The following is a 25,873-nucleotide window of genomic DNA, read 5'->3' as shown; positions in this document are numbered from 1 at the left end:
GATCCACGGTGCCCCTGCGTCCGCGTCACGGCCCTCTCAGCCCCCGCCGTCCGCGGGCAAGACCAATGAGGCACACATGTTCAGCACAATGATCCACCTGGCGGAAGCGCCGCCCCAGCTCCTGCCGGCCCGTGAACTGATGGCCTTCACCCTCGGCTCGCACATCCTGCTGGTCCCCTTCGGAGTGGCGCTGCCGTTCATCACGCTGTTGATGCACTACCGGGGGCTGCGCCGCAACGACCCCGTCGCGCTCAAACTGGCCCGGCGATGGTCCGCGGTGATGGCCGTCCAGTTCGCCATCGGCGTCGTCACCGGCACGGTGCTGTCCTTCGAACTCGGTCTGCTGTGGCCCGGCATGATGGGGCGCTGGGGTGACGTCTTCGGACTCGGGTTCGGCATCGAGGCGTGGGCGTTCTTCCTGGAAGCCGTGCTGATCGCCGTCTACCTCTACGGATGGCGCCGTCTGAAGCCGTGGACCCACTTCTGGCTGGGGGCGCCGTTGCCGCTGGCGGCCCTGATGGGGGCGTTCGGAATCATCGCGGCCAACGCCTGGATGAACACCCCGCAGGGGTTCGGCCTCGACAGTCAGGGCAAGCCCGTCGACGTCGATGTACGACAGGCGATCTTCACGCCGATGTTCGGCCCGGAGTACTGGCACTTCGTGGTCGCGATGTTCATGACCGCCGGGTACGTGGTCGCCGGGGTGTACGCCATGGGCTGGCTGCGCGGACGGCGCGACCGGTACCACCGGCTCGGCTTCACGCTGCCGTTCACCGTGGCCGCGGTCCTCACGCCCGTCCAGTTCGTGATCGGCGACTCCGCCGCCCGCGCCGTCTACCAGAAGCAGCCGATCAAGTTCGCCGCCACGGAACTCGTCTGGGAGACCGACACGCACGTCCCGGAGTACCTGTTCGGACGGCTGCACAGCGACGGGACGATCTCCGGCGGAATCAAGATCCCCCAGCTGGACTCGATCCTCGCCGACTTCAAGCCGAGCACCCGGGTGACCGGCCTGACCTCCGTACCGGAGTCCGACCGGCCCACCGTCGTCCAGGCCACCATCGCCCACTGGGCCTTCGACATCATGGTCACCGTCGGCAGCCTGCTGATCCTGCTCGCGCTGTGGTACGCCTGGAGCTGGCTGCGGCACCGCGACCTCCCCCACAGCCGCTGGTTCTTCCGCTGCGCCGCCGCGGCCGGAGCCGCGTGCCTGCTCACGGTGGAGTGCGGCTGGATCACCACCGAGGTGGGCCGTCAGCCCTGGATCGTGTACAACCACATGAGGGTCTCGGAGGCGGTGACCGGCGCGCGCGCCGGATCCCTGTGGGCGATGCTCGGGCTCGTCATCGTCGTCTACGCGCTGGTGTTCGGCGCGTTCATCACCGTGGTCCTGAAGATGCGCACCCGCTGGCGCATCGCGGACGGGACCGCGGCCGCCGCGCAGGGCGCACCGGCCCCCGAGGCGGACACCCCCTACGGCCCCAGAGACGAACCCGGGGCCGTGCCCGCCGGCGGCTCCGGCCGGAACGACGGGGGTGCGTCCTGATGGCGGAATTCATCGCAGGGGTGCTGGTGGTCGTCATCGCGGCGTACGCCTGCGGTGGAGGCACCGACTACGGCGCGGGCTTCTGGGACCTCCTGGCCGGCGGCGCGGAGCGCGGCAAGAGGCCCCGCCGGCTGATCGATCACGCGATGGCGCCGGTCTGGGAGGTCAACAACGTCTGGCTGATCTTCATCTTCGTCATCATGTGGACCGGCTTCCCGACGGTGTTCCAGGCCGTCTTCGAGGCGATGTGGCTGCCGCTCGCGCTCGCGGCCGTCGGTCTGGTGCTCAGGGGCGCCGGGTTCGCCCTGCGCAAGCCGACCCGCGGACTGGCCCAACGGCGGATCTACGGTGCGGCGTTCGCGATCTCCTCGCTCCTCACGCCCTTCTTCCTCGGAGCGGTGCTCGGCGGCATCGCCGCCGGACGGGTCGCGGTCGGGACGCCCGCCTCCGCGGATGCCTGGGCCAACCCGACCTCGGTCCTCACGGGCCTGCTGGCCGTCGCCGCCGTCGCGTTCCTCGGGGCGGTGTACCTGTGCTCCGACGCCCGCCGGTTCGGCGCGGACGACCTCGTCGACTACTTCCGCCTCCGGGCGCTGCTCGCCTTCGCCGCGGTCGTCGTCCTCGCGCTCATCGCCCTGCCCGTCACCCACGACCGGGCCCGGTACGTGTGGGACGGCCTCACCGGGGGCCCGGGACTGCTGCTGGTTCTCCTGGCCGCCGTCTGCGGGCTGGCCACGGTGTTCCTTCTGGTGCGCCGCTCCTACGGCTGGACCCGTTACACCTCCGCCGCGAGCGTGGCCCTCACCATCGGTGCCTGGGGCTTCGCACAGCGGCCCTACCTGCTGCCCACCTCGCTGACGGTGGCCGACGCCGCGGGCGCCGCCGCCACCCTGCACTGGCTGGTGATCGTCACGGGCATCGCGATCGTCCTGGTCGGCCCCCCGCTGGTGCTGCTCTACCGGCTTGACACACTGGGCCGGCTGGAACCCCTCACCGACGCCGACACCCAGGCGGCCGGAGCGCCCGGGGAGGACGCGTAGCCGGGGTTCCCCGGCTCTGCCGCGGCGCCTGCCGCGTCCGTCGGTGAGCCGTCAGCGCATCCGTTCGATGAGACGGTCGCCGACCCGCAGGGCGTTGGCGATGGCGGTCAGCGACGGGTTCACCGCGCCGATGCTGGGGAAGAAGCTCGTGTCCACGACGTAGAGGTTGTCGAGGTCATGGGCCTTGCAGTCGACGTCCAGGGCGGAGCCGCGCGGGTCGGAGCCGAACCGGACCGTGCCGGCCTGGTGGGCGGTGGCCCCGATGGGCATGCCCTTGTGGAGGTAGATGCTGTGCGGCAGCAGGTGGTGCTCGTGCATGCCCAGGTGCCCGAGCATCCCTCTGAGCTTGTGCTGGAGGCGCTGGAGACCGGCGATGTTGTTCTTCTCGTCGAGGGCCAGGTGGATGTCACCGTTCTTGTCGAGGGTCACGCGGCTGTCGGACAGCGGCAGGTCCTCCCCGCAGAGCCAGAAGTCCACGGCGTGGTGCGCGAGCATCTCGAACGGCATGTCCGGGGCGACCGCGCCGGCCCAGCGCGGTGCCTCGCCGTGGATCTGATCGGCGTCCGACTTGCCCAGCATCTGGATGCCGCCGAGCGGGAAGTCCCAGTCGTCGGCGCCGAGATACCAGTCGTTGAGCGCCAGTGTCTTCTGGAACCGGGTGGGGTTGGGTTCCTTCGACACCGCCATCAGCGCCAGGTTGTTGTGCCGCATGTAGTGGCGCCCCACGACGTCCGAGCTGTTGGCCAGGCCGCCGGGGTGCCTGTCGTTCGCCGAACGCAGCAGCAGCGCGGCGGAGTTGACCGCCCCGCAGGCGACGACGACGATGTCGGCGCTGAACCCCCGCGTCGAGCCGTCCCCGAGCTCGGCGACGACGCTCGTGACGGTGCGCCCGGCCGGGTCGGTCTCCAGGCGCCTGACGTTGGCGCCCGTCACCATCGTCACGTTGTCGTACGTCAGCGCCGGGTCGACGCAGATCACCTGGGCATCGGACTTCGCGCCCATCAGACAGGGGAACCCGTCCACCCGGTCGCAGCGGATGCACACGCTGTCGTGGGTGGCGCGGCCGTTGGCGTCCTGGGTCAGGTTCACCCCGATGGGCAGGTGGAAGGGGTGCAGACCCTTCTTCTCCAGGTCGTCGCTGAGCTGCTGGATGCGCGGCTCGTGCTCCACCGGGGGATGGGGGTACGGGCCGCCGGCCCAGCCCTCCGTCGGATCCTCGCCGTGCCGTCCGTGGACGAGATAGAGCTGCTCCGCCTCTGTGTAGTAAGGCTCCAGGTCCTCGTAGCGGATCGGCCAGGCCGGTGAGAGGCCGTCGTGGTGGCGCAACTCGCCGAAGTCCTCGGGGCGGAGGCGGAAGAGCGCGGCGCCGTAGAACTTGGTGTTGCCCCCGACGTAGTAGTTGACCTCGGGGGGAAACGCGTCGCCGTGCTTGTCGTACCAGAACTCGGGGGCGCGGTACTTGCCCTTGACGAACACGGCCGTGGAGTCCCAGTTGTCCCGTTCCCGGGGCAGGTAGCCGCCGCGCTCCAGGATCAGGATCCGCTTCCCGGTGGGGGCCAGCCGGTGGGCGAGCGTGCCGCCGCCCGCTCCGGTACCGATGACGATGACGTCGTAGTGCTGATCGCCGGCCATGCGGGGCTCCGTTCCAGGGGTTGTCGCTCGCCCCCGCCGTGGCGCCCGCCCGAAGGGCCCGGGTACGCGTGTCGGTGTCACACCCGCGTACACGGAAGACCGGGCGCCCCTTCGACGCTATCCGGCAATCCCGCAGGCGGCGACCGGAGGGGGCGCCGGGCACCGGTCCTCGCGTCACCCGATCGCCCGCACCGCGTGCGCCGCCTCGTCGGCGAGGTCCGGCGCACCGGCCGTCGCGTCCAGGGTCACCCCGGGTTCGTCGGGCTGCAGCGGTTCGAGGGCGTCGTACTGGGAGCCCATCAGCGGTACGGGCATGAAATGGTCCCGGCGTCCGCCGACCCGCTGTGCTGCGCGGGCCCGGTCGAGCGAGAGGTGCAGGAACACGACGCTCGCGCCCGCTCGGCGGAACAGGTCCCGGTACTCGCGCTTGAGTGCGGAGCAGGCCATCACCCCGCCCCGGCCGGAGGCCGCCGCCTCCCGGATCCAGTCGGCGAGGGACAGCAGCCACGGCCGGCGGTCCTCGTCGTCGAGAGGCCGGCCGGCGGCCATCTTGGCGCGGTTCGCGGCCGGGTGGAAGTCGTCCGCTTCCGCGAAGGGAACCGCCAGGCGGTCGGCGAGCAGCCGTCCGACGGTGGACTTCCCCGCTCCCGAGACACCCATGACGACCACGACGGGCGGCGCCCAGGATCCTGCTCCCACGACGTTCCTCCCTGGTCCGGCCGGCTCGAACCGGCCTCAGAACACGGCGATCGGATTGACCGGTGAGCCGGTGGCCCGCGGCAGCCTCAGCGGAGCGATGACGCACAGGAACGACCAGCGCTCCTCCGCCTCGCAGACCTCCACGAGGTCCTCGAACTGCAGGTAGTCCAGGAGGTGGAGACCCATGGCGTGGATCGCCAGTACGTGCACGGGGAAGTCGACGCCCTCGGTGGAACTCGGCGCCGTGTCGTTGTTCCCGTCGCCGCCGAGCACCGCGACCCGCCGGTCCCGCAGAAACTCCGCCGCGGAGGGATGAAGGCCGGCGCGCAGGTCCGCCGCGTCCCACGGGCCCAGTTCGGCGCGGCGCCGGCGGTGGCCGACCCGGACGAAGAGGAGGTCCCCCTCGTTCACCCGGACGTGCTGGGCGCGCTCCGCCGCGGTGAGGTCGTCCACGGTCACGTCATCACCCGGTTCGAGCCACCGCACCCCGCGCAGCCGCGGAATGTCCAGCAGCACGCCGCGGCCGACGATTCCGTCGCGGGCCACCTCGACGGACAGGGCCGTGGCGCCGCTCGCCGTGACGCTGTTCGCGTCCACACCGCCGTACAGCGTGCCGTCGTAGATGACGTGACACAGCGCGTCGAGATGGCTGTCGGCGTCCCCGTGCACGTTCATCGTGAAGCGGTCCGTGGCGAACTGGATCCCGGTGGACTCGATCCCGCCCCGTACGGCGCCGGTCATGACGTGCTCGCACGGTTCGGGATCGTCGGGCCCCCGCTCCGTCTCCACCCGCGCCGCCATCGTCACCGTCCGGCCGGACCGCACTTCGGCCGCCGCCGCCAGTACGCGGCGCCGCGTGATGTCCTCGAGGGCGCCGCGCCGCGGGGCGCCGTGGCCGGTGCCGGCCACGCGGCGGACGCGTGCGTAGAGCGCGGCGAACTCGGCCGCGTTCAGCCGCGGCGGTCGCGCCGGAGAGGCCGGCGTGGGCATGGTCAGCGTCCCCGGTCCTCGTCGAGCGCCCCGTCGAGGGTGCTGGCGGCCATGATGAGGGACAGGTGGGTGAACGCCTGCGGAAAGTTGCCCAGTTGCTCCAGGACGTCGTCGCCCGCGGAGTGCTGGACGAACGAGTGCTCCTTCTCGCTCCAGCCGCGCCGCATGATCTCGAGCGTGAAGTCGACGGTTCCCCGTACGCAGGGCACCGCGCGGACCAGGGTGTGCCGGTCGGTGGCGGTGCGGGTCTGGTCCGGCGTCATGACGTCGATCACTTCGCCCACGCCGTCCGGCGACCTGAAGCGGGTCACCAGGATGGCCGTGTCGGTGGAGGAGAGCTGTCTGCAGGTCGCGTCCGGGTGCCCGGGAGCCGGCTGGACGTATCCACCGCCGTCATGGTCGACCGGGGCGGCGGTCTGCGGGACCCCCACCAGCCCGTGTTCCGCGATGGGTGGGCAGCGGTCCATGATCACTCCGGAGGCTCGGCAGATGCTCCTGCTGATCCACCATCTCGCACCCGGGTCGTCCTCGCCACGCCGTGGCGACCGGCCGGGAGGCCCCGCGCGCGACACCGTGTCGCGCTTGACCGGCCCGGCGCGCAGCCGCATGCTCCGGACGGAAGCGCCACCCCGGCCGCTGCCCCCGGCCACGACCACGAGCACGCCCGCGTCCCGGAACGTCTTCCGGGCGGACCAAGGAGGCCCCGCGTGCGGGAGAGCGGTACCGGACGCCGGCTGACGCTCCGACACGGCTCGCACGAGGTCGTCGTCGTCGAGCTGGGTGCCACGCTCCGGTCGTACACCGTCGGTGAACGCGCCGTGATCGACGGATTCGCCGCCCACGGCCGGATCACCGGGGGCCGCGGCCAGATCCTGGTGCCGTGGCCCAACAGGATCCGGGACGGCCGCTATCGCTGGGGCGGACGGGAACTGCAACTGCCGCTCACCGAGCCGGCGGCCGGCAACGCGATCCACGGGCTCGTCCGCCGGCTCTCCTGGCGGGTGGCGGAGGCAGGCGACAGCCGGGCCGTACTGGAGGTGCGGCTCCGGCCGCAGCCGGGCTACCCGTTCCACCTCCAGGTCGGTGTCGAGTACACCCTCGGCGACGGTGGTCTCGCGGTCGCCGTCACGGCGCGCAACCTCGGCACGACCGCCGCACCCTACGGCTTCGGCCAGCATCCCTACGTCACGGCGGGCACCGCGACCGTCGACGAGGCGGTGCTCACCGTTCCCGCACGGACGCGGATGATCACCGACGAGCGCGGTCTGCCCGTGGCAGACGAGCCGGTCGCCGGGACGCCGTACGACCTGCGGGCACCGCGCGCGGTCGGGGCGCTGCGACTGGACACACCCTTCGGGGACCTCGACCGGGACACGGACGGGCGGGCCGTGGTCCGGCTGGCGCACCCGTCGGGTGACGTCGGTACGGACGTCTGGCTCGGGCCGGGCGCCGACTACGTGCAGCTCTACACCGGTGACACCCTGCCGCCGGGGGAGCGGCGCCGTGCGATCGCCGTCGAGCCCATGACCTGTCCACCGGACGCCTTCCGCAGCGGCACGGGGCTCGTCGCCCTGGCGCCCGGCGCGCACCACACCGTCCGGTGGGGGATCACGCCGTGGGGGGACCGGATGGGCTGACGGTGACGACGAGTCCGAACCGGGAGACGCACCCGGTCCTGACGCCTCGCGACGCATCGAACGCGGAGCGTGTCGCTCACGCCGTCGTGCGCACCCGGTCTACGGTGGCTTCACGATCCACGCCTTGAGTCCGAGCGAGCGGGGAACGGTCGTCGAGGCGGCCCCCGCCATACGCCTTCACCTTCGAGGAGCCGCAGATGAGCGCGACATCCCGGGCGACCGTCGCCTCCCGCCGTGCCGTCGCCCCCCGGCATCGGGTGTCCGCGCCGGACCGCGCGATCTGACCCGCCCCCGAGCCCGGACAGCAGGCGGCCGTGACCGGACACACCCCCTCAGAGAGGGACCGTGCGAGCGATCCGCACGAGCCGGAGCCGCGACCCGCGGTGCCCGGCGAGACCCGCTGGCCGATGGCCGTGGCGGTCATCGCTTCCGCGGTGCTGACCCTGCTCCTGCCCGACGACTTGCGCCTGGGGCCCCGATGGGCGCTGCCCGTCGCCGAAGGGCTGCTCCTGGTGGTGCTGATCTCGGGCGACCCCGTTCGGATCGGCCGCCGCTCATCCGCCTTGCGCGCGGTGTCGATCGCCTTGGTCACCGTGCTGGCGTGCGGCGCCATCTGGTCGACCGTCCAGTTGATCGACGATCTCATCCACGGCGGGAGCGAGACCAACTCCGCCAGTGCCCTCCTGCTGGCCGGCGGCAGCGTCTGGGCCTCCACCGTCCTGGCGTTCTCCCTGCTGTACTTCGAGCTCGACAGCGGCGGGCCGGCCGCCCGGGCCCACCGCATGCCCCCCACTCCCGCCCTCGCCTTTCCCCAGCAGCTCACCCCCGAACTGAACGCCTCGCACTGGCGCCCCCGGTACATCGACTACCTCTACCTCGGATTCACCAATTCCACCGCGTTGAGTCCCACCGACGTCATGCCGCTCGCCCCCTGGGCCAAGGGCGTCATGACCCTCCAGTCCATCGTCTCCCTGGCGATCCTCGGACTCGTCATCGCCCGGGCCGTCAACGTCCTCGCCTGACGGATCCACGCCGTCGCGTTCCACCGCTTCGGACCTTCCCGGCAGGAAACGGCTGATCCCGGGAGCTCGCCGCGGGGCCGGCCGGCGCCGGGGCGGCGAGCAGGTTGGTGCGCGGCGCCCACGGAAGCGGGTAACGTCTTTGTCATGTTCTTCCAGGCGCCGATTTACGAGTGAGAGCGTGATGGGCCCCTGCTGACGTCCTTCGACGTCGCCGCCCGTCCCTCACCGATGAATCCGTAGATCACTTCGTACCATGACCGGGAGAACCCGTGACCGTGAGCAAGAACATCAACAACCCCGTGGGCCAGGGCGGCGGCCAGCGCAAGCGGCAGTCCCGCGCCGAACGGCAGAACAACGGGCCGCACCGCAACTTCGACCGCCAGGGTGCCGCCGACCAGAAGGCGGAGCTGGTGCGCAAGATGCGCGAGAAGGCGGACGCGGCCGGGGGCGCCGGTCAGGCGGGCGACGACACCGCGCAGAGCTGACGCTCCGCCGCCGAGGGGCGGCGCCGCACGGGGCCGGGGCCCGGACCGCGACGCGCGGTCCGGGCCCCGCTGCCGTGGGTCACCCGCAGGCGGCGCTCAGCGCGGCGGTGAACTCCCCGGCCAGCCCGGTGATCACCGGGAGGTCGAAGGCCAGCGCGTTGTACTGCAGCCAGCACCGCAGGCCGCCGTCCGGCTGCTCGACCACGGTCAGCTCGGGCACGCCCCGGTCGCCGCCCGGCAGCGGCCACGGCACGGTGCTGCCGCGCGGCAGCTCCCAGGGTTCGCAGGCCAGACCGGGCAGCTGCGCGGGCGCGGCCCACGCCTCGTAGCGGAGCCAGGCCGCGAACGGTACGGACGGACTGAACTCGGCGAACGGGTAGAGCTGGTGGTCCAGCGCCTCGCTGTAGACCGCCCGCAGCCGGTCCACCAGCTCGGCGAAACCGGGCCCCCCGCCGGCGTCCACCCGGAGCAGCAGCGACTGGACGAAGCAGCCCACCGTTCGCTCGGAGTCCGGGCGCGGCCGGCCGGGCACCGGGGTCATCACCACCAGGTCGGGACGGCCGCTGCGGCTCGCCAGCAGTCCGGTCCAGGCCGCCGTGACGGCCAGGAAGGGTGTGGCGCCCAGCTCGGACGCCCGGGTCCGCAGGGCTTCGGCCAACGGCGCCGACACCTCGAACTCGTGGGCCTTGGTGAGCACTTCGTCCACCGTCCGGCGGCCGGCGAACTGCTCGACGGCCTCCGGCGCCCCGGCCAGTGCGGCCCCGAAGTGGGCCCGGGAGGCCGGCCAGTGCGCGTTCGCCCACTCCACCAACTCCGGGTAGCCCGGGCCCGAGCGGGCCGGCGGGGCCGGCCGGCCCCGCCGCAGCGCGGAGTAGAACACCCCGAGGTCGGCCAGCAGCACACCGACCGACCAGCCGTCGGAGACCATGTGGTGCATCGCGACCAGCACCACGTGGTCGGTGTCCGACCGGCTGACCACCAGGAGGCGTGCCATCGGGTCACGGGCCAGGTCGGTGAGACGGTCGCGTTCGGCCAGCAGCAGGGCGTCCACCTCCGCGTCCGTGGCGCCCGGCGCCCGGGTCAGCGTGATCCGCACCCGGGGCTCTTCGTCCAGGACCGCCCGCACGACCCCCTCGCCCGCCGCCTCGAACCGGGTCCGCAGCGCCGGATGGCGCCGGACCGCCTCGGTGAGCGCCAGGCCCAGGGTCTCCGGTTCCAGCCGGTCGGTCACCCGGAACAGCGCCGTCACCGCGCCGGCGTCCCGACCGGGGGCCTCGGCCATCCAGCGGAAGAAGTTCTCCTGCTGCGAGGTGAGTGCGACGGCGTGCGGCTGCGCACGGAGCGCGGCCAGGTACGGCGTCACGGTCCGCGTCCCGGCCGCCGCCGCGTCGGCAGTGGTCAGCCGGCGGTCGGGGTGGTCCACCCAGGCCGCCTGGGAGCGCAGCGACGGCCGCTCGAAGATCAGGGCGGTGCGCGCCCGGACCCCGAACGCGTCGCCGATGCCGGTGGCGAGCTGGACCGCCCGGAACGAGTCGCCGCCGAGCGCGAAGAACTCGGCGGCCACATCGGTGACCGGCCGGCCGAGCAGCCGCCTCCAGAGCCCGGCCAGCCGCAGTTCCGTCGGGGTGGCGGGGGCGATCGCCGGACCGGTCGGTTCCGCGGGTGCGTCGAACAGCGGGCGGAGCCGGTGTTTGACCACCTTGCCGCTCGGGTTCCTCGGCAGGTCGCCGGCGAGCAGGATCCGGACCGGCAGTTCGGGCCGGCTCAGCCGGGCGCTCAGGAACAGCCGGAGCTCGTCGAGATCCAGACCCCCGGGCCCGGCCACCACGACCGCCACCGGGACGGCGCCCATCACGGGATGCGGCAGGCCGAGCGCGGCGGCGTCCGCGACCGCGGGGTGTTCGTGCAGCACCTCCTCGATCCGCAGGGTGGAGACCTTCAGCGCACCGCTCTTGATGACGTCGCTCTCCCGGTCGACCAGGTACAGGTAGCCGTCCGGGTCCAGGCGTCCGACATCGCCCATCCGCACCCAGCCGTCCCGGAACACCTGGGCGCTCTGCCCCGCGTCACCCAGGTAGCCGCGGGGCGGTCCGGGCTGGCGCAACCAGACCTCGCCGATCTGCCCGGCGGGCAGCGGCAGCCCGCCCGCGTCGAGGATCCGCAGGTCACGGGGGTCCGCCGGGCGGCCCAGCGAACCGGGGCGCCGGGTGTCGACCACGGTGGAGATCTGCGCGGGCGAGGCCTCGGTGGAGGTGTAGGTGTTGACCAGCGTCGCGCCCGGCAGCGCCGCGGCCAGCGCGGCCGCCACCGGCACGGGCAGGGCGGCCGCGGAGGAGTTGACCAGGCGCAGACTGCTCAGGTCGTACCGCCCGGCGGTGCCCGCGTTGACCAGTTCGATGGCCATCGAGGGCACCAGGAAGGCGGTGCCGACCGCGAACTTCTCGACCGCGACGCCGAACTGGTCCGCGTCGAAGCGCGGCAGACTGAGCGTGGTGGGCGCGGCGGTCAGCGCGCCCAGCAGCATCACCTGGCCCGCGTTGGTCCCGATCGGAAAGGCGTGCAGGGCGTGCCGCGAGTGCGCGTAGGCGCGGCGGCGCGGGTGGGCGGCCAGGCCGGCGGTCAGGTTTCCGTGCGCGGCGAGCACGCCCTTGGGCGCGCCGGTGGTGCCGGAGGTCCCGATCACCTGGGCCGGGTCGGCCGGGCCGACCCGGTGCGGCGGGCCGGCCGGCGGCTCGGGGTGCGCCGCCAGCAGGGCGTCCAGACGCAGGTCCACCAGCCCCGGGACGGTGGGAAGCCCGTCCTCCCGCAGGACCGTGCCGGCTTCGGCCAGGGCGGCCAGGGCGGCGGCGTCGGTCTCGGACAGGTCCTCGCGGACGGGGACGGGCACCCCGCCCGCGTACTGGACGGCGAGGAAGGCGACGGCGTACCGCTCCCAGCGCGCGTCTGTGAACCGCAGCACCACCCGGTCGCGCGGTCCGACCCCGGCGGCGGCCAGCCCGACGGCGGCGCGCAGCGCCTCCTCGCGCCAACGCCGGCAGGTCAGTTCCCCGCCGCCGACGACCTGCAGCGCCACATGGTCCGGTTGTTCGGTGGCCCGCGCGTCGAGGAGCTCCGGGACGGTCGTCGCGGCGGGCGGCACGATGGTGGCGATGGCGTACTCCGTTGAGGTTCGGGAAGGTTCGGGAAGTTCGGGAGGATTCGAGGTGGTGGCGGGCGGGTGCAACTCTGCTGCGCCGGCGGGCTTCTGACGTTGCGTCCGAGCATCGGGGCCCCGGCGGCGGACAGGACCGCCCCGGGGACCCGATGCGAGTCAGTCCAGCCGGCCGGCGGCCTCCTCCTCGCTGAGGGCGTCGATCTCCGCGATCAGCAGTGCCTCGATCCGGGCCGCCAGGGCTGCCGGGGTGGGGCTCTCGAAGACGTCGCGGATCGACACGTCGAGGCCGACGCCGGCCCGGATGCGGGCGGCGACCCTGGTGACCAGGAGCGAGTCCCCGCCCAGGGCGAGGAAGTCGTCCAGTACGCCCACCGTGGGGACGCCGAGCACCTCCTGCCACAGGTCGACCACCAGGGCCTCGGCATCGGTACGGGGAGCCAGGTACCCGGCTGCCGCGCCCGCCGGTTCCGGATCGGGCAGCGCCGCGGCGTCGAGCTTGCCGTTGGCGGTCAGCGGGAGGGTGTCGAGCAGCACCACGGTGTCCGGCACCATGAAGGCCGGCAGCCGCAGTGCCAGGTGCTCGCGCAGTTCGCCCGCCGACGGCGCGGCCGCGGACCGGTGCCCGGCGGCCGGTCGCGGGACCGCGTAGGCGATCAGCCGGCGGCCGTCGCGGACCAGCACGGCCGCCTGGCCGACGGCGGGGTGGGCGCCGAGGGCGGCCTCGATCTCGGCGGGCTCGATCCGGTATCCGCGGATCTTCACCTGGTCGTCGGCGCGGCCGAGGAACTCCAGCTGCCCGTCGGTGCGCCAGCGGGCGCGGTCACCGGTGCGGTACATCCGGCCGTCCGGAGCGTCGGTGAACGGATCCGGGAGGAAGGCGTCCGCGGTCAGCTCGGGCCGGGCCAGGTAGCCCCGCGCGAGGCCGCTGCCGCCGATGAACAGCTCGCCCTCGGAGCCGGCGGGCAGCAGGCCGCCGCGCTCGTCCAAGAGGTAGAGCCGCACTCCCGGCAGTGGCCGGCCGAGCGGCGGGCGCTCCCCGGCGGCGGGCCCGCCACCGGAGCGGCCGACGGGAGCGCCGGTGAGCGCGCCCGCGGTGACGATGACGGTGGCCTCGGTCGGGCCGTAGGTGTTGACCAGCCGGACGGTGTCGCCGTGCCGCTCACGCCACTGGGCGAGGGTGCCGGCGCGCGCCTCGGAACCGCCTAGGACCACCAGGCGCAGCGCCGGCGGCCACGGGGTCCGGTCTCCGAGCGACACCAGTTCCTGCCAGTACGCGGTGGGCAGGTCGAGTACGGTGACGGACCGCCCGGCCTCGCCGCGCAGCAGGTCCGGCAGCATCCGGCCGCCACCGGGCAGCAGGACGACACAGGCACCCGCGGTGAGGGCGGGCCAGATCTCCTCGGCGTGGGTGTCGAAGCCGATGGAGGCGAACTGGACGATCCGGTCGCCCGGCCGGAGCCCGTAGCCCTCCGGCCCGGCCATCCACCGGACGCGCTCGGCCAGAGCGGCGTGCTCGACGGCGACGCCCTTGGGGGCGCCGGTGGAGCCCGAGGTGTAGAGGACGTACGCGAGGCCGCGCGGGTCGCTCCCGGGCAGCGCGGGCCCCGCACTCCCGGACTCGGTGCCTGAGGCCCCGGCCAGTCCGGCCCCGGCCAGTCCCGCCCCGGTGTCCGGATCGCCGACGGCCAGCACCGGGACCCCCAGGTCGGGGCGCTCGCCTCCGGTGAGCAGCAGGGCGGCGTCCGCCTCGCCGAGCATCAGCCGCTGGCGCTCGGCCGGATGCGCGGGGTCGAGCGGCAGGTAGCCGGCCCCGGCCTTCCAGATCGCCAGCAGGGCGGTGACCAGTTCGAAGGACGGCTCGATCCGGACGCCCACCGCGCGGCCGGCCACCGGGCCCAGCCGACCGGCCAGCTCATCCGACGCACGGTCGAGTTCGGCGTACGTACGGATCCCGCCCGCGCATTCGACGGCGGGCGCGCCGGGACGGGCGGCGACCTGGTCGGCGAAGCCGCGCAGCACCGGGCGGGCGTCGCCCTCGGCGACGGCGGGTCCGGCGCCGAGGGCGAGCAGCGCGGCACGCTCCTCGCCGGACACCAGCCAGTCACCGTGCAGCGGGACCTCCACGTCCACGACGGCCCGCGCGAGCAGATCGCGGATGCGGCGCGCAAGGCCCTCGACCGTCGCGCGCTCGAAGAGTTCCCGGTCGAAGCAGAACGAGAGCGTCATCCCGCCGTCCGGGGTACGCCAACTGTCCAGCAGCAGATCGGTCTTGGCCCGGTCGAAACCGGAGTCCATGCTCGCCGTCCGGACGCCCGCCGGCAGCGCGGTCCCCTCGTCGGCGCCGGCCAGATCGTACTGGCTCTGGTGGACGAACACCGCCTGGTAGAGCGGGCCGACGCCGGGCAGTACGGGAAGCCCCAGTTCGGCGGCCACCCGCTCGACCGGGACGTCCTGATGGCTCAGCGCGGCCATCGTGGCGGCGCGCACCCGGCGCAGCACGGTGCGGAAGCCGGGCTCGCCGGTGAGGTCCGCGCGGATCACCCCGGTGCGGGAGAAGTAGCCGAGCAGGGCCTCGTGGGCGGTCTCGTTGCGGCCGGCCAGCGGGGTGCCGACGGCGAAGTCGTAGCTGCCGCTCCAGCGGGCCAGCACGCACTGGTAGGCGGCGAGCAGCACCATGAACGGGGTGCAGCGCTGCGCGCGGGCCAGGGCGTCGAGTCCGGCGACGAGGCCGGGGCCCAGGGCGAGGTCGGCGAAGCCGGCCGGGTGGGTGGGCTCGGCCGGCCGGGGGTGGTCCAGCGGCATCCGCAGGGCGCCGACACCGGCCAGTCGTCCGCTCCAGTGCCGGACCGCCTCCTGTGCCGCGCCGCCGTCCAGCCTGGCCCGCTCGGCGAGCGCGTAGTCGCCGAACTGGAGCTTGAGTTCCGGCAGTTCCGCCGCGCCTTCGCCGATCTCCTCGCGGTACAGCGCGAGCAGGTCCCGCCACAGCACGGTGAACGACCAGCCGTCGGAGACGATGTGGTGGACCACCACGCTCAGGGCGTGCTCGTGCTCGCCCGCGCTGACCAGGACGGCCCGCAGCGGCGGGCGCGCGCCCAGGTCGAAGGGCGCGTTGACGAAGGGGGCGCAGGCCGCGGTGAAGGACTCCTCCGATGCGTCCGGGACCGGGACCAGGGCGAGTTCGACGTCCCGTACGGGTTCCACGAGCTGGACGGGCTGTTCGCCGTCCAGGGCGAACCGGGTGCGCAGCACCCGGTGCCGCGCGGTGAGCCGGGTGAGCGCCGTGCCCAGGGCCTCCGGGTCGATCGGGCCGCTCCAGCGACGGTTCAGGTACATGTTGAACCCGGAGTCCTCCGGGTTCAGTTGCTGGAGGAACCAGAGGCGCCGCTGCTCGTCGGTCAGCGGATGACGGGCGATCGAGGTCGGGTCGGTCATGTGCTCATCTCGCTTTTCGCGCGGGCCTGCAGGGTCTCCAGGCCGATCAGGTCGTCCGACTCGGCGTCCGGGACTTCCCGGTCGAAGCGGGCCAGGACGGGAATGCAGAGGCTGATCAGGACCAGTGCGGCCATGGCGAGGCCGAACACCAGGTAGAGCAGGCCGATGCCGCGCCCGTCACCCGTGCCGATCAGCGCGCCGACGCTGGAGGCCAGCGCGCCGCCCTCGTCCATCAGGGGCTGGAGCAGCCCGGGGCCGGCCGGGGCGACCAGGGCGAAACCGATCGGCAGGGTGGACCAGGCGACCATGGTGTTCACCGCGATCACCCGGCCGTGGAACCGCATGGGCACCTTGGTCTGGACGACCGTCGCGTAGATGCCATTGAGCAGCGCCAGCCCGTAGGTCATGCCGAACGCGCCGACGGCGACCACGGTCACGGAGGGCCGCAGGCCGGTGACGACGCACGCGGCGGCGAGGCCGAGAGTGGCCAACAGGACGCCGCGCAGCCGCATCCGGCGCGGTCCTCCCCAGACCAGCAGGGTGAGACCGCCGAGTACGGCGCCCAGACCGGCCGCGGTGGAAACCCAGCCGGCGGAGGCGGTCGAGGAGAAGGAGAGCACCAGCGGGGTGACGAGAAGGAAGAGCGGGGAGAGGAAGATGTTCAGTACCGCGAACCAGAACAGCATGGCCCTGAAGTAGCGGTTCCCGAGTGCCCGTTGGAAACCGGCCCGGATCTCGGCGCCGACGCTCTCGCGACGGGTGGCGGCCATCGCGTCGGGGAAGCGCACCGCCAGGGTGACACCGGTGGCGATCAGGTAGCTGACGACGTCGAAGACCAGGATGCCGCCGAGACCGATCACGTGCAGGATGCCGACCGCGATCAGCGGGACGAGGAACTGGGCGAGGCCGAAAGCCATCTGGACCACACCGTTGGCGCGGCCGAGGAAACGCTTGGGCACCAGCTGCGGCACCGCGGAACCCCAGGCGACGCGCTGGAAGGCGAGCGCGGCGGAGAGCAGGGAGATCATCACGTAGCAGTGCCAGGTCTCCAGCGAGCCGCTGAGGTAGAGCACCAGCAGCGCGGCCTGGGTCAGGCCGGCCGCCACATCGCCCCACAGCATCACCCGGCGCCGGTCACCGCGGTCGACGATGGCCCCGGCCAGCGGGGCGACCACGATGCCGGGCACCAGGCCGAAGGCGGCGAGCAGGCCCAGCTGGAACAGCGAGCCGGTCTGCAGGTAGACCCAGATCGGCAGGGCGAACTCGGTGAGCGCCGAGCCGATCATCGAGAGCTGCTGGCCGGTGGCGATGGCCAGGAAGCGGCCCATCGTCGGGCGGACGGGGGCGTGCCGGCGGGCCTTGCGGGACTTCCCCGGCGTCCCGGCCCGTTCCGCGTCCCGCGGCCGCCCGGGTTCCGGCCCGGGCCCGGCGTCCGGCTCCGTCCCTGCGGCGTCACGGGACAGGCCGGCCAGCCACCAGGTGGCGTCGGCGGTGTGTGCGTGGCGCGCCTCCTCGCCGGCGGCGATCGAGCGGTGCACCCCGGTCAGGATGTCGGCCAGCTCCCGGGCGCGGTACTTGAGGTAGAAGTGACCGGCTTCGTCCAGGACCACCACGGCGGCGGTCCCGGTGATCCGGTGCCACTCGCGGAACCGCTCCTCGTAGAACTCGGTCGCCGGATCGCGGTCGCCGCAGACGGCGATCACCGGTGCCGAGAGGACGCCGCCCTGGCTCTCGTACAGCTCGCCGAAGTAGCGCTCGGCGCCCTTGGTGCCGACCCGGCGGTTGTGGACGATCAGCCGCAGCTGGTCCTCGTCCACCTCGTCCACGTCCAGGCCCGCCGCGGCCAGGGCGTTGATCATGCCCTGGTCGCTGCGCAGGCGGGCGGCCAGCTCGGCGAAGCGCTCGGCCAGCGCGGCGCCGCGGCCCTTCGGGCGGGCGAACGGGAAGATGCCTCCGAGGTGGACGGCGTCGATCTCCCGGCCGGCCGCCTCGACCCGGCGGGCGATCTCCACGGTCAGCCGGACACCGACCCCGCAGTGTCCGTAGAGCACCAGTGGTCCGGCGACGTGGGCGACGATCTCCTCGGCGCAGAGCCGGGCGACCTCGTCGATGTCCATCGCCTCCTCGCCCAGCTCGTGGCCGGGGACGGCGATGGAGTGCAGGGCCCAGTCCGCCGGCATCGCGTCGGCGAGCGGCTTGTAGATCAGTGCGCTGCCGCCGCCGTAGGGGGCGCAGACCACACTGGCGGCCACCTCGCGGCGCTCCGGGGTGAGCAGGTGCAGCAGCCGGCGCGGGCCGCGGTCGGCCTCGGGGGTGGCGACCAGTTCGGCGAGCCGGCGGACCGTCGGGTGCTTGAAGAGGTCCATCACGCCGACCGGGGTGGCCAGCCCGGGGAAGGCCCGGCGCATCCGGGCGACCACCTGCGTGGCGAGCAGGGAGTGGCCGCCCAGCTCGAAGAAGTCGTCCAGGGCGCCGACCCGGGGGAGGTCCAGCAGGTCCGCCCACATGGCGGCGATCACCTGCTCGGTCGGGCCCTCGGGGTCGACGTGGGCACCGGCTGGCGGGCCGTCCGCCGGCGCGGGCAGCGCCTTCCGGTCGACCTTGCCGTGGGCGAGCAGCGGCAGCCGCTCCAGTACCACGTAGCGGGCCGGGACCATGTAGTCCGGCAGCACCTCGCTCAGCGCGGCGCGCAGTTCGGCGGCGGCCGGCGGTTCACCGCCGGCGGGGCGTTCCAGGTAGGCCACGAGGTTCTGCCTGACGCCCTCGCCGCGCGCCAGGACCACCGCCTGGGTGATGCCGGGCAGGGCGGTCAGCGCGGCCTCGATCTCACCCGGCTCGACCCGGTAGCCGCGGACCTTGATCTGGTCGTCGCCGCGGCCGAGGTACTCCAGGGTCCCGTCGGCGCGCCAGCGCGCCAGGTCGCCGGTGCGGTACATCCGCGGACCGCCGGTCCCCGGGGCGTCCCGGACGATGCCGGACCGGCTGCCCGCGGACGGCTCCGCGGGCGGCTCCGCGCCGGCCGGACCGGCGTACGGGTCGGCGTACGGGGCGGCGTAGGGGTCGGCGTAGGGGTCGGCGTACGGGGCGGCGTAGGGGTCGGGCAGGAACCGCTCGGCGGTCAGGTCCGGCCGCCCGAGGTAGCCCCGGGCCAGCCGGTCCCCGCCCACATACAACTCGCCGGTCACGCCCGGCGGAACGGGGTTGCGGGCCTCGTCCAGCACGTAGCAGCGCCCGCCGGCCAGCGGACTGCCGATCGGCGTGCTGCCCGGCGCGTCCAGGCCGTCGGCGGTGACCTCGTGGACGGTGATCCCCACCGTCGCCTCGGTCGGCCCGTAGTGGTTGAACACCGCGCACCGGCCCAGTGCGGCGATGCCCGCCGCCCAGGACCAGCCGCTGGCCTCGCCGCCGAGGACCAGCGCACGGCGCGGCAGCAGCCGTTCGAGCGGTGCGTCGGCGGTCAGCGCGGCCAGGTGGGAGGGTGTCATCTTCAGGTAGTCGATGCCGGCCCGCTCGATCTCGGCGGCCAGTTCCACGCCCGCGATCCGGCGCGGCAGCAGGTGGACCCGGCCGCCGGTCGTGAGCGCCAGGTAGAGCATGGTGATGCTGAAGTCGAAGGACAGTGACTGCAGCAGTCCGAAGGACGCCCCGGGCTCGATCCGCAGCCGCTCGCCCGCGCCCGCGCCCGCGAGGTAGTTGAGGACCTGGCGGTGCTGCACCGCCACCCCCTTGGGCGTGCCGGTGGAGCCCGAGGTGTAGATCACGTACGCGAGGTGGTCGGCGCCGGAGACCTCCTCCAGCGGCGCCCCGTCCCCCTCTGTCACGTCGCCGTCGCCGTCGCCGGTCAGCAGGTCGGCCGCCGGGTGGTCGCCGAACCGCGTTCGCAGCACGGTGTCGGTGATCAGGACCTTGGCTCCGGCGTCGGCGACCAGGTGGGCGAGCCGGGCGGGGGGCTGCTCGGGGTCGAGCGGCAGGTAGCCGCCACCGGCCTTGAGGACGGCGACCAGGGCGACCGCCAGCTCGGGGGACTGCTCCAGGCAGACGGCCACCCGGTCGTCCGCGCCCACGCCCAGCGTCCGCAGGCGCCGGGCCATGGCGTTGGCGCGCCGGTCGAGCTCGCGGTAGGTCAGCGTGCGGTCCTCGAAGACCAGCGCCGCCGCTCCGGGCGTCCTGGCCGCCGCCCGGGCCAGTGCCTCGGTGAGCGTGGCGGGTCCGCCGTCCGGCAGGGCGGGACCGGCGGCCCAGGTCTCCAGTACGGCCGTCCGCTCGGCCGCGCTGAGCAGCGGTAGGCCGTCCAGCGTCAGCGCCGGGTCGGCGACTCCGGCCGCGGTCAGCAGCCGGAACCGCTCGGCGAGGCGCTCGACGGTGCCGGCGTCGAAGAGGTCGGTGCGGTAGGTGAACAGGCCGTAGAGGCCGCCGTCCGGCTCCTCGCGCATGTACAGGGCGAGGTCGGCGTGGGTGGTGGTGGCTTCGTAGCCGAAACCCTCGGTGTCCAGGCCCGCGGTGGGGGTGGAGCCGGGGTCGCCGTAGTTCTGGAAGGCGAAGGTGGTCTGGAAGACGGCGGCGCGGCTGACGTCGCGTTCCACCGCGAGATCGCCCACCATCTGCTCGAACGGCACCTCCTGGTGCGCGTACGCGTCGAGCGTGGTCTCGCGGACCCGGCTGATCAGCCGGCCGAAGCCGAGGTCGCCGGCGAGCCGGGCGCGGATCGGCAGCATGTTGACGAACGCGCCGACCACGCCTTCGAGTTCACGGTGGAGACGGCCGGCGACCGCGGAGCCGACGGCGAAGTCGCGCTGGCCGGTGTGCCGGCTCAGCAGGGCCTGGAACGCGGCCATCAGCACCATGTACGTGGAGGCGCCGTAGGCCCGAGCCGTCTCGCCGACCTGGCGGGAGAGTTCGGCGCTCCAGTGGAACTCGGTCGCTGCCCCGTCGAAGGTGAACAGCGCCGGGCGGGGCCGGTCGGTGGGCAGCTCCAGGGCCGGGACGCCGTCGAGTTCGACGCGCCAGTGCGCACGCGAGGCGGCGAGCGGCCCGTTCTCCAGACGGTCCCGCTGCCAGGCCGCGTAGTCACCGAACTGGACCGCGAGGGGCGGAAGTTCACCCGGTGCGCCGTGGGCGTGGTGCGCGTAGCGGAGGTCGAGCTCGCGGTTGAGGAGGTCGATCGACCAGCCGTCGCAGATGATGTGGTGCATCACCAGGGCGAGGACGTGATCGTCCTCGGCGATCCGGACCACCAGGGCGCGCAGCAGCGGGCCGGCCTGGAGGTCGAAGGGCTCGGCGATCAGCGCGCCGAGTTCGGCGGCGGCGCGCGCCTCCGGGGCCGGGTCGGCGCTGGCGTCCAGGTGCTGGGCGGCGAACGGCGCGGGTTCGGCGACCCGGACTTCGGCGGTGCCGCCCTCGGTGGTGCGGAAGGTCATCCGCAGGCTCTCGTGCCGGGCCACCAGATCGGTCAGCGCGGCGTCCAGCGCGGCGCGGTCGAACGGGCCGCGCAGCCGGCGGGCCGGCGCGAGCGTGTAGGCCGTGGAGCCGGGAGCGAGCTGGTCCATGAACCAGAGCCGTTCCTGGCCGCTGGAGAGCGGCGGTGCGGTGTCGGCCGGGCGGGGGTCCACCACCCGGGCGGGGGCCGCGGCGCCGCGCAGCCGCTGGCTGAGCAGGGCGCGCTTGGCTGCGGACCAGTCGGTGGGCAGGTCCTGGGTATCCGTCATCGGGTTCCTGTTCGGGCGTTCGGCGGGGGAGTCGGAGGGTGCGGACGCGGCGGGGCCGGGCGCGGCGGGGCCGGGCACGGCGGGGGCCGGGCACGGATGTGTGGCCCGCGCCCGGCGTACCGGGCGCGGCGCCTACTGGAGGGCGCGGACGGCGGCGCCGATGCCGGCCGGGGTCGGGACGTCGAAGAACACGTCGAAGTCCAGTTCCACGCCGAGCGCGTCGCGGATCCGGGCGGCGATCTGGATGACCGTCAGCGAATGACCGCCGAGGTCGAACAGGTCTTCGTCGGGGCCGACGTCGGGCAGGTTCAGCACCTCGGCCCAGATCCGGCGGATCGTCGCCGTCGTCTCGTCGCCGGGACCGGCCGGCTCGCCGGGCCCGGCGGCATCGGCGGCCCGGCGCGCCGGAGCCTCGCGCGGCGGCACCGGCAGGGCCCGGCGGTCCAACTTGCCGTTCGGGGTGAGGGGCAGGCGCTCCATGGTGAGCCAGCGCTGCGGCGCCATCGCGGCCGGCAGCGTGCGCATCAGGTGGTCGCGCAGGTCGGCGGGGGAGGGCGGCCGGGCACCGGCGGACGGGACCAGGTAGCCGGCGAGGAAGGGCTCACCGTCGTCCTCGGTACGGACGGCAACGGCGGCCTGGGCGAGGGCCGGGTGCTCCAGCAGGGCGGACTCGATCTCGCCGAGTTCGATCCGGTGACCGCGGATCTTGACCTGGTCGTCGATCCGGCCGAGGAAGTCGAGTTCGCCGTCGGACGTCCAGACGGCGCGGTCGCCGGTGCGGTAGAGCCGGGCGCCGGGCGGACCGAACGGGTCCCGCACGAAGCGTTCGGCGGTGAGTTCGGGCCGTCCCAGGTAGCCGTGGGCGACTCCGTCTCCACCGATCAGCAGCTCTCCGGGGATGCCGAGCGGGGTGGGGCTGAGCTGCTCGTCGACGATGTATGCCTGGGTGTTGGCGATCGGGCGGCCGATCCTGACCTGCTGCGGGTCGGCGGGGAGTTCGGCGCAGGTGGACCAGACGGTGGTCTCGGTGGGCCCGTACACATTGAACAGCCGCGCGGTGCGCGCGCGCAGTTGGCGGGCGAGCGGCAGCGGCAGCGCCTCGCCGCCGGCCAGGCCGGTGACGGCGGTGAGCGCGTCGGCGCCGGTCCCCGCCGTGAGCATGACCCGCCATCCGGACGGGGTGGCCTGGACGTGGGTGACTCCCTCGGCGCCGATCAGTGCGAGCAGGCCGGGGCCGTCGACGGCGAGGCCGTCCGGGGCCAGGACCAGACGGCCGCCGGTGATCAGCGGCAGGTAGAGCTCCAGCGCGGAGATGTCGAACGAGAGCGAGGTCAGGCCGAGCCAGGCGTGCCGGGGCCCGGAGTCGAGCCGGCCGGCGAAGGAGGTGAGCAGGTTGACCAACGCCCGGTGGCCGACCGCGACGCCCTTGGGGCGGCCGGTGGAGCCGGAGGTGTAGAGGACGTACGCGACATCCTCCGGACCGGCGTCGGTGGGGTGGGAGGGAGCGGTGTGATCGGTGTCGCGGGTGTCGGCGGTGACGGTGCCGGAAGCGGCCTCGGCCGGCGCCGACGGCGCCGGGAGCCGTAGGACCGCTGGGGCCGCGGCGGCGACCGCGGGCGAGGGCTCGCGGTCGGCGAGCACCAGAACGGCTCCGGAGTCGCGCAGGACGAGGGCGAGGCGCTCGGCCGGGTAGCCGGGGTCCAGCGGCAGGTACGCCGCACCGGTGGCGAGTACGGCGAGCAGCGCGGCGGGCAGGTCGGCGGTGCGGTCGAGGTGGAGGGCGACGAGGTCGCCTGGCCGGACGCCACCGGCGCGCAGTGCGGCGGTCAACTGCGCGATACGGGAACGGAGTTCGCGGTAGGTGAGGTGACGGCCGGTCACGCTGACCGCGATGGCCTCGGGAGTGGCGGCGGCCTGGGCGCGGAACAGATCGAGCACGGTCCGGTCAGCCGGGTAGGGCCGGTCGGTTGCGTTCGGCGCGGTGGTGACGGCCCGGAGTTCGGCCGCGTCCAGCAGCGGCAGGTCCACCAGCCGGGTACTGGGTGCGGCGAGCGCCCCGGCGAGCAGGGTCCGGTAGTGGCCGGCGATCCGGCGGGCGGTGTCCGGGGCGAGCACGCCCGGGTCGAACTGGAGGCTGAAGTCGAGGCCGCCGCCGGGGGTGCCGGGGGCACCGGGGGCTTCGACGATCTGGAGGTGGAGGGTGTTGCGGGCGGTGCGGTTGTGCACGGCCCAGACGACCCGGGCGCCGGTGCCGGCGAAGTCCGGATCCGGGCCGCGGCGACGGTAGCCGAGCGAGACCGCGGCCAGGCCGACGCGGGGGCTCAGTCCGGTGACCGCGGTGCCGAAGGGCACGCCGCGGTACGGATAGCCGGCCCGCAGCTCGGTCCGGACGGCTGCGGCGAAAGCGGCGAAGGTCTGTGAGGCATCGGCCGCGGGCGCGTGGACGGGCAGCTCGTTGACGAACAGCCCGATCTCCCCGCCGAGTTCGGGGGTCCGGGTGGACAAGGGGACGGACACCGGCACCGCTTCGCCGCCGTAGCGGCGCAGCAGCCCGTGCAGGGCCGCGAGCAGGAACTCGAAGACGGTGGTACCGGTGGCGGCGGCCGCGGCGGCCAACTCGCCCGCCTGGGAGACGTCGAGGCGCCACTCGACCGCCTCACCGGCTCCGGCGACGGTCGTGGTGCGTGGCGCCCCGGGCAGTACCGGTGCGGTGGCGGCGGCCCAACGCGCCCCGTACCACTCGGCAGCGCTCCGTACGGTGTCCGGATCCGCGGTCGGTGCGGCCTGTGCGGTCGGTGAGCCCGGTGAGCCCGGTGAGCCCGGTGAGACCTGTGCGGCCTGCGCGCTGGCCGCGGGGAGGAGCGCCGAGCCGTACGCGGCTGCGAGGTCCCGGGTCAGGACGTCCTTGGAGTTGCCGTCGAAGACCGCGTGGTGGGCGGTGACCAGCAGCTCGGCGCTGCCGTCGGCGCGCTGGAGCAGGGTGAAGCGGCTGAGCGGGCCGGTCTCCAGGGAGAACGGACGAGCGGCCTCCTCCTCCAGCCGCTTCTCCACGTCGGCCTCGTCCGCGGGCGCGTCGAGCCGCACCAGTTCGGGCCGCCGCGCCGCGGGTTCCTGCCAGACCCGGCCGTCATGCTCCACCAGCCGCGCCGCCAGGGCCGGATGACGCCCGGTCACCGCGGACACCGCGCGGGCCAGCGCCGCCGTGTCGATCCGGTCGAAGGAGATCCGCACCGGCATGTGGAACGCCTCGCGGGCCAGTCCCAGTCGATCGGTCAGCCAGACGCCCTGCTGGGCCGGTGAGGCCGGGGTGCGTTCGGGCAGTGGGATGTCGGACATCGGCGGCTCACTTAGGACGTCGGAGCAGAGTGGAGGAGTGGCACGGTGACCGTGCGGACGCGGCATGGGGCGCGGGCTGCCGTACGTCGGGGTTCCGGACGCCGGCGGCAGGCTGCGGTGAGTGGGTTCGGTGGCGGTGTCGGCCGCCGTGTGGCGTCCGGCCCACCCCCGAGGACCGGCCGTCGGCCGTGAGAGGTCAGGTCGGCCTGACACCCCGGGGTTTGCCCGGGGCGTTCGGCAGCTCGGGCCCCCGCCCGAGGAAGACAATTGGTCCAGACCTGTCGAGAGATTCGCACAACACCCACACACCGTCAAGAGCCGTCCACGGCCCGGAATCGACCGTCATGTACACGCCGAGCTGTGCGGACGCGGCCCGGACGTCCGTCCGGGTGTCCACGGGCTTGATCATCTCTGACGATGCGTCAACGCCCTTATGGACAATGGGTGATCAGCCGCCCCCCGGCGGGGCGCAGGAGCGGTGCGACGTCGCCGATGATGCCGGTGCCGGCGGCGCCGTCGTGACGCGCGGTCACCTCGCCGGAACCGGTCACGGTGGCCGTGGTCCCGTCCACGGCCGTGGTTCCGTCTGTCCCGTCCGGGGGTGTGGGGCGGGCTGCCCCGGCCGGTCGTCGCCGGAGGTTCGTACGACCGGCGGCGGCAACGCGAGTCGGCTACCCGTGGTTCCGGCAATCCGGGACCCGGGCCGGAGGGTGTGTCACGATCGGGGCATGCTCGATCACATCTCGCTCCAGGTAGCGGATCCGGCGGCCTCCGCCGCCTTCTACGACCGTGTCCTCGCGCCGCTCGGCAGCAAGCGGCTGATGGAATTCGGCCTGGTGATCGGCTGGGGTACGACCCAGCCGCGATTCTGGATCGGCCCGGTGACGACGCCGGGTGCGGCGCGCGAAGTGCATGTGGCCCTCGAAGCGGCCGACCGGGCTCAGGTGCGCGCGTTCTTCGAAGCGGCGGTCGCCGCGGGTGCGGAGGTCCTCCACGAACCGAGGCTGTGGCCGGAGTATCACCTCGCCTACTACGGGGCGTTCGTCAGGGATCCTGACGGCAACAACGTGGAGGCGGTCTGCCACCGCTCCGAATGAGGCCCCGGCCCGTCCGCGCCCGCCGGGAACGCCCCGGTCCACACCGGCCGCCCGGCGGAGCCGCCTCGCCGAAGCCCTCGTGAACGGGTCCGCGCACC

At 73.8% G+C, this 25,873-nt stretch carries 15 protein-coding genes; 6 read left to right on the top strand and 9 right to left on the bottom strand.

The features are described from left to right. Positions 1-76: 76 nt before the first annotated feature. Positions 77-1,546 (top strand): cytochrome ubiquinol oxidase subunit I, encoded by a 1,470-nt coding sequence (locus ABT106_RS01735; RefSeq protein WP_351270745.1) that lies wholly within the window; start codon positions 77-79, stop codon positions 1,544-1,546. Next, complete coding sequence (locus tag ABT106_RS01730) at positions 1,546-2,586, top strand: cytochrome d ubiquinol oxidase subunit II (protein ID WP_351270743.1); 1,041 nt, start codon at positions 1,546-1,548, stop codon at positions 2,584-2,586. Before ABT106_RS01735 ends, ABT106_RS01730 begins: the two co-directional genes overlap by 1 nt. Positions 2,587-2,637: 51 nt before the next feature. Here ABT106_RS01730 and ABT106_RS01725 read toward each other — a convergent pair whose 3' ends face one another. The 4 genes from ABT106_RS01725 to ABT106_RS01710 form a co-directional block, all read right to left on the bottom strand. Further along, positions 2,638-4,218: a GMC oxidoreductase gene (locus ABT106_RS01725; RefSeq protein ID WP_351270740.1), complete on the bottom strand. Its 1,581-nt coding sequence runs from the start codon at positions 4,216-4,218 to the stop codon at positions 2,638-2,640. Between the two features lie 174 nt (positions 4,219-4,392). Next, positions 4,393-4,917, bottom strand: a complete 525-nt coding sequence (locus tag ABT106_RS01720) for a gluconokinase (RefSeq protein ID WP_502979151.1) — start codon at positions 4,915-4,917, stop codon at positions 4,393-4,395. A gap of 36 nt (positions 4,918-4,953) precedes the next feature. Further along, on the bottom strand, positions 4,954-5,907 hold the full coding sequence (locus ABT106_RS01715; protein ID WP_351270737.1) for a cyclase family protein: 954 nt from the start codon (positions 5,905-5,907) through the stop codon (positions 4,954-4,956). Positions 5,908-5,909: 2 nt separating this feature from the next. After that, a complete protein-coding gene (locus ABT106_RS01710) occupies positions 5,910-6,374 on the bottom strand; it encodes a glycoside hydrolase family 15 protein (protein ID WP_351270734.1) in 465 nt (154 codons plus the stop codon). A gap of 240 nt (positions 6,375-6,614) precedes the next feature. On the opposite strand from ABT106_RS01710, the gene ABT106_RS01705 reads away from it, so the two are divergent. The 3 genes from ABT106_RS01705 to ABT106_RS01695 all read left to right on the top strand — a co-directional run bounded on the left by ABT106_RS01705 (position 6,615) and on the right by ABT106_RS01695 (position 9,051). Further along, complete coding sequence (locus tag ABT106_RS01705) at positions 6,615-7,544, top strand: aldose 1-epimerase family protein (RefSeq protein ID WP_351270731.1); 930 nt, start codon at positions 6,615-6,617, stop codon at positions 7,542-7,544. A 383-nt stretch (positions 7,545-7,927) separates the two neighbouring features. Next, the gene (locus ABT106_RS01700) at positions 7,928-8,566 is read left to right on the top strand and encodes a hypothetical protein (RefSeq protein WP_351270729.1); all 639 of its coding nucleotides are present in this window, start codon (positions 7,928-7,930) and stop codon (positions 8,564-8,566) included. A 269-nt stretch (positions 8,567-8,835) separates the two neighbouring features. Beyond that, the gene (locus ABT106_RS01695) at positions 8,836-9,051 is read left to right on the top strand and encodes a DUF6243 family protein (RefSeq protein WP_351270726.1); all 216 of its coding nucleotides are present in this window, start codon (positions 8,836-8,838) and stop codon (positions 9,049-9,051) included. Positions 9,052-9,130: 79 nt separating this feature from the next. On the opposite strand, the gene ABT106_RS01690 is transcribed toward ABT106_RS01695, so the two are convergent. The 5 genes from ABT106_RS01690 to ABT106_RS01670 form a co-directional block, all read right to left on the bottom strand. Further along, positions 9,131-12,190, bottom strand: coding sequence for an AMP-binding protein (locus ABT106_RS01690; RefSeq protein WP_351270724.1), 3,060 nt, complete (start codon positions 12,188-12,190; stop codon positions 9,131-9,133). A 171-nt stretch (positions 12,191-12,361) separates the two neighbouring features. Further along, complete coding sequence (locus ABT106_RS01685) at positions 12,362-15,637, bottom strand: non-ribosomal peptide synthetase (RefSeq protein WP_351270721.1); 3,276 nt, start codon at positions 15,635-15,637, stop codon at positions 12,362-12,364. Further along, positions 15,634-21,342 carry a non-ribosomal peptide synthetase/MFS transporter gene (locus ABT106_RS01680; protein WP_351270719.1) on the bottom strand — a complete coding sequence of 1,903 codons (5,709 nt, stop codon included), beginning with the start codon at positions 21,340-21,342 and terminating at the stop codon, positions 15,634-15,636. Before ABT106_RS01680 ends, ABT106_RS01685 begins: the two co-directional genes overlap by 4 nt. Positions 21,343-21,474: 132 nt before the next feature. After that, positions 21,475-24,678 carry a non-ribosomal peptide synthetase gene (locus ABT106_RS01675; RefSeq protein ID WP_351270716.1) on the bottom strand — a complete coding sequence of 1,068 codons (3,204 nt, stop codon included), beginning with the start codon at positions 24,676-24,678 and terminating at the stop codon, positions 21,475-21,477. 431 nt (positions 24,679-25,109) lie between these two features. Then, a complete protein-coding gene (locus tag ABT106_RS01670) occupies positions 25,110-25,250 on the bottom strand; it encodes a hypothetical protein (protein ID WP_351270713.1) in 141 nt (46 codons plus the stop codon). A gap of 156 nt (positions 25,251-25,406) precedes the next feature. On the opposite strand from ABT106_RS01670, the gene ABT106_RS01665 reads away from it, so the two are divergent. Further along, positions 25,407-25,775 carry a VOC family protein gene (locus ABT106_RS01665; RefSeq protein ID WP_351270711.1) on the top strand — a complete coding sequence of 123 codons (369 nt, stop codon included), beginning with the start codon at positions 25,407-25,409 and terminating at the stop codon, positions 25,773-25,775. Positions 25,776-25,873: the final 98 nt, after the last annotated feature.

This window comes from Streptomyces sp. NPDC002044, from assembly GCF_040296725.1.
In the GTDB taxonomy this organism is placed as follows: Bacteria; Actinomycetota; Actinomycetes; order Streptomycetales; family Streptomycetaceae; genus Streptomyces; species Streptomyces antarcticus.
This window is presented reverse-complemented; position numbering and strand designations above follow the sequence as displayed.